The following is a 12612-nucleotide window of genomic DNA, read 5'->3' on the forward strand; positions in this document are numbered from 1 at the left end:
AGCATGTTTAAAAAGCTATTAGGAAAACAAATAAATATGGATACACTATCATTGGAGGAGCGTGTGGCCCTAACTAAAAGCGAGCCGATTCCTGCCCATGTAGCGATTATTATGGACGGAAATGGACGTTGGGCGAAAAAACGTGCTATGCCACGAGTTGCTGGTCATCATGAAGGAATGAAGACAGTACGTAAAGTAACTAGGTTTGCGTCGGATTTAGGAATTAAAGTTTTAACCGTATATGCATTTTCCACAGAAAATTGGAAGCGACCAAAACCAGAGGTTGATTTTCTTATGCGTCTACCTGTTGAATTTTTAGGTTCTTTCTTACCAGAAATGATGCAGCGTAATGTACGTGTCGAAATGATTGGCGATCCATCCTTATTACCTGCTCATACGCAAAAGGCGTTGTATGAGGCAATGGAAGAAACAAAGCATAATACAGGGCTTGTCTTAAATTTTGCGCTGAACTATGGGAGTCGTTCTGAAATGGTCAATGCCATGAAAACGATGCTGCAAAAAGTGCAGGACGGTCAATTAACGATGCAAGACATAACAGAAGAATGCTTAACGTCTCATTTAATGACGGCCCATTTGCCTGAACCAGATCTTCTAATTCGTACAAGTGGTGAAGTACGATTAAGTAACTTTATGTTATGGCAGCTCGCCTATACAGAATTTTGGTTTACAGATACATTGTGGCCAGATTTTAGTGAGGAAAGCTTACTGGAAGCGGTGGAAAATTATCAGAAGCGTAATCGCCGTTACGGTGGGTTGAAGGGAGAAGAAACAACTTGAAACAACGAATTATCACGGCAATAATTGCAGCAGCACTTTTTATTCCGTTCGTTATTTATGGCAAAGTACCATTTACCATACTTGTGCTTGCAATGGCTATTGTCGGTTTTTATGAAATCTTAAAAATGAAAGGGATTTCCATTTTTTCTGTGCCTGGTTTTCTAGGATTAATAACATTAGTATTACTTGTTATACCGAAAGATTGGAGTGAAAAAGTTGTAGAGACAATAGGCTATTCATCCAATTTAATGGTTGTTTATGGTCTAATGATGTTACTGCTGATTTACGTGGTCCTTGTAAAAAATAAAATAACCTTTGACGAAGTGGGCTTTATTTTATTGGGTGCATTTTATGTGGGGTTAGGATTCCATTATTTAATTGAAACAAGAAATGTTGGATTAGAGTATGTTGTCTATTGTTTATTAGTTGTTTGGACAACAGATTCAGGTGCCTATTTTGTAGGAAGAAAATTAGGAAAGAATAAGTTATGGCCTGAAATCTCACCGAAGAAAACGATTGAAGGTTTTCTAGGCGGAATTGTCATTGCGGTTATTTTTGCAGTTGGTATGCAACTCATTTACCCATTTGCAAATGGTTATATATCACTTGTTTTTGTCACGATTTTTGCCTCTATTATTGGACAAATGGGAGATTTGGTAGAATCAGCTATCAAACGTCATTTTGATGTAAAAGATTCGGGCAATATTTTACCAGGGCATGGCGGAATTTTAGATCGCTTCGATAGTCTATTATTTGTCGTGCCTCTCCTTCATTTTTTACATTTGTTTGGTAATTAATCTGTATATTAAAAGACATCTTGCTAAATCATTTGCTTAGATAGAAAAAGGGGACAATTTGTTGTGAAAAAAATTAGTTTATTAGGTGCAACGGGTTCAATCGGTTGGCAAACCTACGATATTTTAAAAGAACAACGTGATGCGTTTCAATTAGTGGCTTTTTCTTCAGGGAAAAACATTGAGAAAACACGAGAAATGATTGAAACATTAAAACCCGAGCTAGTTTCTGTGCAGCTAGAAGAGGATGCACGAGACCTTGCGAAAGATTATCCTGAAATCCAATTTACATTTGGGGCGAAAGGTCTTGTAGAAGTTGCTACACATCCAGACTCAACTGTACTCGTCAATGCTGTGCTAGGCAGTGTTGGTCTGGAATCAACATTAGCAGCTATTCGCATGGGCAAAACGATTGCCATTGCTAACAAGGAAACACTTGTTACAGCTGGTCATTTAGTCATGGCAGAAGCCAAAAAACATAAGGCCACGATTTTACCTGTTGATAGCGAGCACTCAGCCATCTTCCAATCAATGAATGGCGAAAATCCCAAAAATATTGAGCGTTTAATTATTACAGCTTCAGGTGGTAGCTTCCGTGATAAAACACGTGACCAATTACAACATGTGACGGTCGCAGATGCATTGAATCACCCGAACTGGTCTATGGGCGCAAAAATTACGATAGACTCCGCAACAATGATGAATAAAGGATTAGAAGTCATTGAAGCACATGTTTTATTTGATATGCCATATGATAAAATAGATGTACTTTTGCATAGAGAAAGTATTATTCACTCTCTTGTTGAGTATCATGATACTAGTGTGATTGCTCAGCTAGGCACGCCAGATATGCGCGTACCGATTCAATATGCTTTAAGCTATCCTGATCGTATACCATTACATAATGGTCAGCGACTAAATTTAGCGCAAATTGGACAACTACATTTTCAAGATATGGACTTTGAGCGCTACCCGGCTTTGCGTTTAGCATATGAGGCTGGTCGTACAGGTGGTACCATTTTGACAGCGATGAATGCAGCAAATGAAGCGGCAGTTGCAGCCTTTTTACAAGGAAAAATTACATTCCTTGAAATTGATGAGACGATTGAACGAGTAATGCATGCACATCAAAACATTGCAGTACCAGATTTACAAACGATTTTACATGTGGACAGTGAGACAAGAAAAATAGTGTTAGACATGGTAAAATAACGAAAGTACTGTATCGTTAACTAATCGCTATTAAAGGTGGGATATTATGCAAACAGCCATTGCATTTATTTTAATATTTGGGATGCTCGTCTTCTTCCATGAACTTGGACATTTCTTATTTGCTAAACGTGCAGGTATTTTAGTGCGTGAATTTGCTATTGGAATGGGTCCCAAAATTTATGGGAAAACGCATGGAGAAACAATGTATACTATTCGATTATTGCCTATCGGTGGGTATGTTCGTATGGCCGGCGAGGATATGGATGGCACTGAACTACAGCCAGGCTATCGAATAGGGCTAATTGTCGATGAAGATAATGTTGTGAAAAAAATTATTTTCAATCAAAGTAATAAGCAGCTACCAGATTTATTATTTTTAGAAGTTGAGCGTGCTGATTTAGAGAAGAATTTATTTGTAGAAGGCTATGATGAAGAAGAACGTCTAGTTCGTTATGACGTAGCAAGAGATTGTGTTCTTGTGGAAAATGGTCGTGAATTGGTCATTGCACCACATGATCGTCAATTTAATGCAAAAACAGTTGGTCAACGTGCGATGACAATCTTTGCAGGTCCTTTGTTTAACTTTATTCTTGCGTTTGTGATTTACTTGGTAATTGGGTTAATCCACGGTGTCCCAACATACGAGCCGATTATCACTGAAGTAGTAGAAAATGATCCAGCTGCACAGGCAGGAATGCTTGCGGGAGATAGAGTAACAGCCATTGACGGACAAGCCGTTGAAAAATGGCAGGATTTAGCCGCTATTGTTCAAGATCATCCAAACGAAGAAATTACAGTGACTGTGGAACGTGATGGACAATCTATGAACTTAAATATGACTGTGAAAGAAATCCAGCAGGATGGCGAAAAATATGGTCAAATTGGTGTGCGCTATGACAGTCCGAGAGAATTTAATCCATTAAAAGCTGTAGTTTATGGAGCACAAGAAACCTATAATATGACCATGAAAATATTTGAGCTTCTTGGTATGTTGATTACTGGTAAGTTCACAATAGATGCGCTTTCTGGACCTGTTGGCATTTATAAAGCAACAGAGCAAGTAGCCCAGTATGGTATTATGAACTTAATGAATTGGGCCGCAATGTTAAGTATTAACTTAGGAATTATGAACCTACTTCCATTACCAGCACTTGATGGTGGTCGTTTATTATTCTTTGGTTTTGAAGCTTTACGTGGTAAACCAATCGATCGTCAAAAAGAGGGAATTGTCCATTTCGTAGGAATTGTCCTACTGATGATTTTAATGGTTGTCGTGACATGGAACGATATTCAACGATTCTTCTTTTAAACCAATGACAGTTAAATGAAATTTCATTTTCTAGCTTTGAGCGCAATTACTATGAAACATTGCGCTCAAAGCTAAATTTGTTTATGCTATTGAGAGTATAAACTTATCTATTAAAAAAGGTGGAACACTGAATGAAGCAAAGTAAAACATTTATCCCAACATTACGTGAAGTACCTGCGGATGCTGAGGTAAAATCACATAAGCAATTATTACGAGCAGGGTTTATTCGTCAAAATACAAGTGGGGTATACTCGTATTTACCGCTTGCAAAACGTGTCTTAACAAAAATTGAAACCATTATCCGTGAAGAAATGGAAGCCATCAACTCTATTGAGCTTCTAATGCCTTCTTTACAATCTGCTGAGCTTTGGCAGGAATCAGGTCGCTGGGAAAAATACGGACCAGAATTAATGCGCCTAAAAGACCGTCACAACCGTGATTTTGCATTAGGACCAACTCATGAAGAAGTGATTACAACTTTAGTACGTGATGAAATTAAATCCTATAAAAAATTGCCGTTAACATTGTATCAAATTCAAACTAAATTCCGTGATGAAAAGCGCCCTCGCTTCGGCTTACTACGAGGAAGAGAATTTATAATGAAGGATGCTTATTCTTTCCATGCATCACGTGAAAGTTTAGATGAAACATATGAAGATATGTATCGTGCGTATTCAAATATTTTTTCCCGCCTTGGCTTAAACTACCGCGCTGTCATTGCAGATGCAGGTTCGATTGGCGGTAAAGGTACACATGAATTTATGGTGCTATCTGAAATTGGGGAAGATACGATTGCCTACTCAGATACTTCTGACTATGCAGCAAATATCGAAATGGCTGAAGTCATTGCGGATTATCAACCATCAGATGACGCTTTAAAAGAAGTTGAAAAAGTGGCAACACCAGAGCAAAAAACAATTGAAGAAGTATCAGCGTTCTTAAATGTCGAGCCAGCCAGTGTGATCAAATCTTTAGTGTTTGATGTAGACGGGGAGCTTGTGGTTGTCCTTGCACGTGGGGATCATGAAATTAATGATATCAAGCTGAAAAATGCACTTGATGCAGGTTCTGTGGAGCTGGCTAGTGAAGCAGCAATCCGTGAATTATTAGGCTGTGGCGTTGGTTCAATTGGGCCAGTGAAATTACCAGTAGACGTAAAGGTAGTAGCGGACCAAGCTATCAAATCTATCCGTAATGGTATTGCAGGTGCAAATGTAGATGGATTCCATTTAGTGAATGTCAACCCAGAGCGTGATTTTGCTGTGAATGACTACTTAGATATTCGTTTTATTAAAGAGGGAGATCCTTCCCCAGACGGACAAGGGTTTATTAAATTCGCAGAAGGTATCGAAGTTGGTCATATTTTCAAATTAGGTACTACATACTCTGCTAAAATGAATGGTACTTTCTTAGATGAGCAAGGGAAGGCTCAACCGTTTATTATGGGCTGTTACGGTATTGGGGTATCTCGTATTCTAGCTGCCGTGGCTGAGCACTTCCAAGATGATAATGGATTTACTTGGCCAATACAATTAGCACCATATGATATTCATGTTGTGCCAGTTAACACGAAAGATGAGGCGCAAGTGGCATTAGCAGATGAACTTTACGGTTTATTAAAATCATATCGTTATGATGTACTTTTAGATGATCGTGCCGAGCGTGCAGGTGTAAAATTTGCAGACGCTGATTTAATTGGTTTACCTGTGCGTGTAACGGTTGGTAAAAAAGCATCTGAAGGTATGGTAGAAGTGAAATTCCGTCAAACTGGTGAAACATTTGAATGGAAAAAAGAAGAGGTCATTGATCGCCTTAACGAATTTTTCCGTAAAAACTAATGGCTTGTTAAGAGATCGGTTATAATTGGAAGTTAATGCTTTTGATAGAGGCTTTCGTAAAATTTTGATAAGATAGAGATAAATAATTCGCGACACTTCTGCGGGACAGTGAGCCAAGCAAGAAACAACAGATGGTAAAACTCTGTTAAGCTTGAAGAGCGCCCGCAGTGAGGGAGCGAATTTTTTTCTTGAATTCTCTCGTGTCTTTGAGACGAATTAGAGGAGGAGGCTTAACAACCTACCTCTTTCTGAAAGTAGGTGTCGTTAGATTGGAACAGCAACAAGAGGCAAGAATGAGACTTCGAATGCTCTTGCAACAATTAGAATTAACAGATGATGTGTACATGTCATTTTTTGAGGAAGGTGAATTATCACGCCTAACAGTCCATAAAAAGGTTAGACTTTGGCATTTCACCATTAAATTACAAGATATACTGCCGTTTCCGTTATATCAGCTTTTCCGTACACATTTAACGGAGAAATTTTCAGCAATTGCACAAATTAATACTACCTTTGAAACGGTAGAGAAAAATGTGACAGAGGAACTGGTGCAAGCTTACTGGTTAAGTGTTGTGGAACAAATTGATGAGATGGCACCGACGCTTAAAAGCTGTCTCATCTCTCAAGTGCCAATGTGGAATGGCCAAAAAATTACTTTGTCCTGCATGCAGGAAATGGAATTTATGATGCTGAAAACAAAGTATGCTGACAAGCTTTCCGAAAGCTATGGTCAATTCGGCTTCCCCCATATGGTAATCGACTTTGTACTACAAGAAGAGACGGAAGAAATGATCGCGGCACAAGAGGCGTTTATGGAGCAGAAACGTATGGAAGAAGTGGCCCTAGCGCAGCAAGCGATGCAAGATTTCCAAAAACGTGAGCAAGAGAAAAAGGATAACCCGGCATTGGCGAATCTTGGTGACCGTCCATTCCAGCTTGGAATGCATATTAAAGATGATGAAATAGTGGAAATTAAACGGATTGTCGAGGAAGAACGCCGTGTCATTATTGAAGGGTTTGTTTTTGATACGGAGATTAAAGAGCTAAAAAGTGGACGCTCCTTATTACAAATTAAAATTACCGACTATACAGATTCCATCATCGTTAAAATGTTCTCTCGTGATAATGATGATGCAGAATTAATGCAGCATCTGAAAAAGGGCATGTGGGTTAAAGTGCGAGGCTCTGTTCAAACGGATACATTCATCCGTGATTTAATTGTCATGGCGAATGATATTAATGAAATTAAAAAAGAAACACGACAAGATTTAGCACCAGAGGGCGAAAAACGTGTTGAGTTACATTTGCACACACCGATGAGCCAAATGGACGCAGTTACACCTGTTGACCGGCTTGTTGCACAGGCCGCAAAATGGGGGCATCCAGCAATAGCTATTACGGATCATGCTGTTGTGCAATCCTTCCCTGAAGCATATGCAGCAGGAAAAAAACATGGGATCAAGGTCATTTATGGTCTAGAAGCAAATTTAGTAGATGATGGTGTACCGATTGCCTATGCTCCTGAACATCGTTTATTAGCAGACACAACGTATGTTGTCTTTGACGTAGAAACAACAGGGCTATCTACGGCTTACGATACGATTATTGAATTGGCCGCAGTAAAAATTAAAGACGGGCATGTCATAGATAAATACGAAAGCTTTGCCAATCCACATCATCCACTTTCGGCTACTACCATTGAACTAACAGGAATTACAGATGATATGGTTCGAAATGCACCTGAAGTGGAGCAAGTGATTAAAGAATTTCATGCCTTTATTGGTGACGCAATAGTTGTTGCTCATAACGCATCATTTGATATAGGTTTCTTATATACAGGCTATAAGAAATTTGGCCTTGAAGGAACAACCCATCCGGTCATTGATACATTAGAGCTTGCAAGATTGCTTTATCCTACTATGAAAAATCATCGTTTAAACACACTGTGTAAAAAATTCAATATTGAATTAACACAACATCACCGAGCGATTTACGATACAGAGGCGACAGGCTATCTACTATTACATTTATTAAAAGATGCAGATGAGCTAGCGATTAATTACCATGACGACTTCAATAAGCATATTGGTGGTGGCGATGCCTATAAAAAAGGTCGACCAATGCATTGTACGATTTTAGCCGTTGATAATGTGGGCTTAAAAAACTTATTTAAAATCGTCTCACATTCTCATACGAAAACATTCTATCGTGTTCCTCGAGTGACACGGGCTGTACTCGAGCAGTATCGCGAAGGTTTATTAGTAGGTTCAGGCTGCAGTAATGGTGAACTCTTCGAAACGATGATGAATAAGTCACCTGAGGAAGCAGAGCAAGTTGCTCGATTCTATGATTATATCGAGGTACAACCGAAAGCTGTGTATGCGCCACTAATTGAACGCAATGTTGTACGTGATGAATGGACGTTAGAGGATATTATTCGTAAGCTTGTTAAGCTTGGGAAGAAGATAGATAAACCTGTTGTTGCCACTGGAAATGTCCACTATTTAGATCCAACAGATGCCATGTTTAGGCAAATACTTATTGGTTCACAGGGTGGAGCTAATATTTTAAATCGATCCAAGCTACCTGAGGTTCATTTTAGAACAACGGATGAAATGCTCAAGGAATTTGATTTTTTAGGACCAGATCTTGCAAAAGAAGTGGTTGTAACGAATGCGCAAAAAATTGCAGAGAGTATTGGTGATGTAAAACCGATTAAGGATGACCTCTATACACCAAAAATTGAAGGCTCCGATGATGAGGTAACCAATTTAACGTACGAAATGGCCCATCGTATTTATGGTGAGGAGTTACCAGAAATCGTGAAAGCTCGAATTGAAAAAGAATTAAAATCGATTTTGGGACACGGCTTTGGTGTTATTTATTTAATTTCAGCCAAACTGGTGAAAAAGTCATTAGCTGATGGCTATTTAGTTGGTTCACGTGGTTCGGTTGGTTCTTCATTAGTCGCAACCTTCATGGAAATTACAGAGGTTAACCCATTACCTCCTCATTATATTTGTCCTAATTGTAAGCATTCTGAGTTTTTTGATGATGGTTCGGTCAGCTCAGGCTTTGACTTGCCAAATAAAGACTGTACGGAATGCGGCACACCTTATAAAAAAGATGGACAAGATATACCATTTGAAACCTTCCTTGGTTTTAAAGGTGACAAGGTACCCGATATCGATTTGAATTTTTCTGGTGAATACCAACCACAAGCTCATAACTATACGAAGGTGCTATTTGGAGAGGATTATGTTTATCGTGCTGGAACTATTGGTACAGTGGCAGAGAAAACAGCATATGGCTATGTAAAGGGCTATGCAAATGATCATAATTTACATTTCCGAGGTGCGGAAGTCGACCGTTTAGTGCAAGGCTGTACAGGAGTAAAACGTACATCTGGGCAACACCCTGGGGGAATTATCGTTGTACCTGATTACATGGATATTTATGACTTTTCTCCAGTGCAGTTCCCTGCAGATGCACAGGATGCAGAATGGCGGACAACCCATTTTGACTTCCACTCTATTCATGACAATATTTTAAAGCTTGATATACTTGGACACGATGATCCGACGGTTATCAGGATGTTGCAGGATTTATCTGGAATAGATCCAAAAACAATCCCAACCGATGATCCTGTCGTAATGAAAATTTTTAGTTCTCCAGAAACGTTAGGAGTCACAGAAAAGCAGATTGGCTGTAAGACAGGAACATTGGGTATCCCGGAATTTGGTACACGTTTCGTACGTCAAATGCTTGAAGATACAAAGCCTTCCACATTCTCAGAGCTTGTCCAAATTTCTGGACTTTCCCACGGAACCGACGTATGGCTAGGCAACGCACAGGAATTAATTCAAAACGGTACATGTGTGCTGAAAGAAGTAATTGGTTGTCGTGATGATATTATGGTGTATTTAATTTATCAAGGTCTAGAACCATCACTGGCCTTTAAAATCATGGAGTCTGTACGTAAAGGGAAAGGCTTATCTGAGGAGTTTGAAGCTGAGATGCTCGCCAATAAAGTCCCAGGCTGGTATATCGAATCTTGTAAAAAGATAAAATATATGTTCCCGAAAGCCCATGCGGCAGCATATGTGCTAATGGCTGTACGTATTGCTTGGTTCAAGGTACATTTCCCAATCCTCTATTACGCAGCGTATTTCACAGTTCGTGCAGATGACTTTGATTTAATTGCGATGGTTCAAGGGTCGCAAATGATTCGAGCACGTATTGATGAAATCAATATGAAAGGTTTAGATGCATCCACTAAAGAGAAGAACTTATTAACGGTGATGGAGCTTGCATTGGAAATGTGTGAACGAGGCATGAGTTTCCAGAAAGTTGACTTATACCGTTCTCAAGCAAGTGAATTTGTCATTGATGGCAATTCATTAATTCCTCCGTTCGATGCGATTCCAGGACTTGGAACCAACGTTGCCAAAACGATTGTAGCCGCTCGGGAAGAGGGAGAGTTTTTATCCAAGGAAGATTTACAGCAACGTGGGCGTGTATCGAAAACACTTATCGAATACATGGACCAACTTGGTTGCTTAGAAGGCATGCCTGATGCCAATCAGTTATCACTTTTTTAGTAAGTGATTTGTGTCGTGGCGAAAGGTCACTGTAGAATTTCAAAATCCTGACACAATATGGTTAACTGTCATGAAGGAAATTTGCATTGTGCCGAGAACTGTGCTATCCTTATGGTAATAATTTGTTGATATTTTTCCAGCAAAAGAGTGGGGCATACCCGCTCTTTTCTGTTGTTATACCGTAGCAAAACAAATTTTGACTAACAGCAGGTAAGACCGTAAAATTTCACCAAAGCAACTGGTGGAATTTCTGTTTTATTATGATTCATTACTGCATTAACTTACAGTGATGAACAATTCATACGCTAGAATTTGATAAATACAGGAGGCAACAATGAGCAAAGTACCATCTTTAATTGAAGAGCTCGCTAAACCAATTGTGGATGAGTTAAATCTTGAGCTAGTGGATATTGAGTACGTCAAAGAAGGACGTAACTGGTTTTTACGTGTTTATGTCGATACGCCTGAGGGTGACATTGACATTGACCAATGTGCTCAAGTTAGTGAACGACTAAGCCTGTTATTGGATGAAAAAGATCCAATTACACAAAACTATTATTTAGAAGTTTCTTCACCTGGAGCAGAGCGCCCCTTAAAAAAAGATACGGATTTTGAAAAAGCAATTGGCAAATTTATTTATGTAAAAACCTATGAACCCATTAAGGACATGAAGGAATTCCAAGGCTACTTAACGTCATACGATGAACATACATTAGTGGTGGAAGTACGTATTAAAACACGTAAAATGACAGTAACAATTGAACAAGAAAAAATCGCATTGGCACGACTTGCCATTGATTTTTCAGCATAATGCATATTTAGGAGTGAAAACAAAATGAGTAGTGATTTGTTAGATGCGTTGAATGCGCTAGAAGAACAAAAAGGAATTTCAAGAGATGTGTTAATTGAAGCCATTGAAGCGGCATTAGTTACAGCTTACAAACGCAACTTTAATCAAGCACAAAATGTTCGAGTGGACTTAAATTTAGATAAGGGCTCTATTCGTGTATTTTCACGTAAAGATGTTGTGGAAGAGGTAGAAGATGATCGTTTGCAAATTTCTTTAGAAGATGCAAAAGTCATTAATCCAGCTTATCAGCTAGAAGATATCGTGGAACAGGAAGTAACACCACGCAACTTCGGACGTATTGCCGCACAAACAGCAAAACAAGTTGTCACACAACGTGTACGTGAAGCGGAGCGAGGATTAATCTATGAGCAATATGTAGACCGTGAAGATGATATCGTAACAGGTGTCGTGGAACGTTTGGATGCTCGAAATATCTATGTAGGTTTAGGGAAAGTAGAAGCTGCATTGCCAATTAATGAACAAATTCAAGGCGAATCTTATCATCCACATGATCGTATCAAAGTATATATTACAAAGGTTGAGCGTACGACACGTGGACCACAAGTGATTGTGTCTCGTACACATCCTGGTTTATTACGTCGATTATTTGAGATGGAAGTACCTGAAATTTATGAAGGTATTGTAGAAATTAAATCAATTGCTCGTGAAGCTGGAGATCGCTCTAAAATTTCTGTCCATGCACATAATGAAGAAGTAGATCCAGTAGGTTCATGTGTTGGAGCTAAAGGTGCTCGTGTACAAACGATTGTCAATGAACTAAATGGTGAAAAAATTGATATTGTAGAATGGTCTGAAGATCCAATTGTATTCGTAGCCAATGCATTAAGCCCATCGAAAGTATTAGATGTTCAAGTGAACGAGGAAGAAAAATCAACTACGGTTGTCGTACCAGACTATCAATTATCATTAGCAATTGGTAAACGTGGGCAAAATGCACGTCTAGCTGCAAAGCTTACTGGTTGGAAAATTGATATTAAGAGTGAAACAGATGCTCGTGAATTAGGTATTTATCCTTCTGCTACAAGCACTTTCATCCCTGCTGAAGATGAAGAAAGTGATTTTGATGACGTGGCAGTTGACTTATATCAAGACGACGAAGAATAAGTAAGAAAGCCCGTGTGACGAGTTAGCTGACAGTATTCAGTGGGCCCCCTACGCCGACTGAATACTGTCAGAGCGTCAAGTAGAG

General features: G+C 39.1%; 8 protein-coding genes. All 8 read left to right on the top strand.

All coding sequences use genetic code 11. The features are described 5' to 3' along the window. Positions 1-3: 3 nt before the first annotated feature. A complete protein-coding gene (locus NV349_RS05275) occupies positions 4-798 on the top strand; it encodes an undecaprenyl pyrophosphate synthase (protein WP_036124181.1) in 795 nt (264 codons plus the stop codon). Then, a complete protein-coding gene (locus NV349_RS05280; RefSeq protein WP_036124178.1) occupies positions 795-1595 on the top strand; it encodes a phosphatidate cytidylyltransferase in 801 nt (266 codons plus the stop codon). Before NV349_RS05275 ends, NV349_RS05280 begins: the two co-directional genes overlap by 4 nt. Before the next feature lie 63 nt (positions 1596-1658). Then, positions 1659-2804, top strand: a complete 1146-nt coding sequence (gene dxr / locus NV349_RS05285) for a 1-deoxy-D-xylulose-5-phosphate reductoisomerase (protein WP_058843508.1) — start codon at positions 1659-1661, stop codon at positions 2802-2804. A 46-nt stretch (positions 2805-2850) separates the two neighbouring features. Continuing rightward, complete coding sequence (gene rseP / locus NV349_RS05290; RefSeq protein ID WP_141903475.1) at positions 2851-4113, top strand: RIP metalloprotease RseP; 1263 nt, start codon at positions 2851-2853, stop codon at positions 4111-4113. 131 nt (positions 4114-4244) lie between these two features. Continuing rightward, positions 4245-5951 carry a proline--tRNA ligase gene (locus NV349_RS05295; RefSeq protein WP_058843510.1) on the top strand — a complete coding sequence of 569 codons (1707 nt, stop codon included), beginning with the start codon at positions 4245-4247 and terminating at the stop codon, positions 5949-5951. A 269-nt stretch (positions 5952-6220) separates the two neighbouring features. Further along, entirely contained in the window at positions 6221-10552 is a 4332-nt protein-coding gene (locus NV349_RS05300; RefSeq protein ID WP_089932000.1) for a PolC-type DNA polymerase III, read from the top strand. Positions 10553-10886: 334 nt separating this feature from the next. Continuing rightward, a complete protein-coding gene (gene rimP / locus NV349_RS05305; RefSeq protein ID WP_036121405.1) occupies positions 10887-11363 on the top strand; it encodes a ribosome maturation factor RimP in 477 nt (158 codons plus the stop codon). A 24-nt stretch (positions 11364-11387) separates the two neighbouring features. After that, positions 11388-12527, top strand: a complete 1140-nt coding sequence (gene nusA / locus NV349_RS05310) for a transcription termination factor NusA (RefSeq protein ID WP_058843511.1) — start codon at positions 11388-11390, stop codon at positions 12525-12527. Positions 12528-12612 lie beyond the last annotated feature (85 nt).

This window comes from Lysinibacillus sp. OF-1 (assembly GCF_028356935.1).
In the GTDB taxonomy this organism is placed as follows: domain Bacteria; phylum Bacillota; class Bacilli; order Bacillales_A; family Planococcaceae; genus Lysinibacillus; species Lysinibacillus fusiformis_D.

What these genes read in the sequence shown, in the direction of transcription:
- NV349_RS05275 (WP_036124181.1), top strand. Translation starts at nt 4, where the DNA reads ATGTTTAAAAAGCTATTAGGAAAACAAATAAATATGGATACACTATCA.
- rseP (WP_141903475.1), top strand. Translation starts at nt 2,851, where the DNA reads ATGCAAACAGCCATTGCATTTATTTTAATATTTGGGATGCTCGTCTTC.
- NV349_RS05295 (WP_058843510.1), top strand. Translation starts at nt 4,245, where the DNA reads ATGAAGCAAAGTAAAACATTTATCCCAACATTACGTGAAGTACCTGCG.
- rimP (WP_036121405.1), top strand. Translation starts at nt 10,887, where the DNA reads ATGAGCAAAGTACCATCTTTAATTGAAGAGCTCGCTAAACCAATTGTG.
- nusA (WP_058843511.1), top strand. Translation starts at nt 11,388, where the DNA reads ATGAGTAGTGATTTGTTAGATGCGTTGAATGCGCTAGAAGAACAAAAA.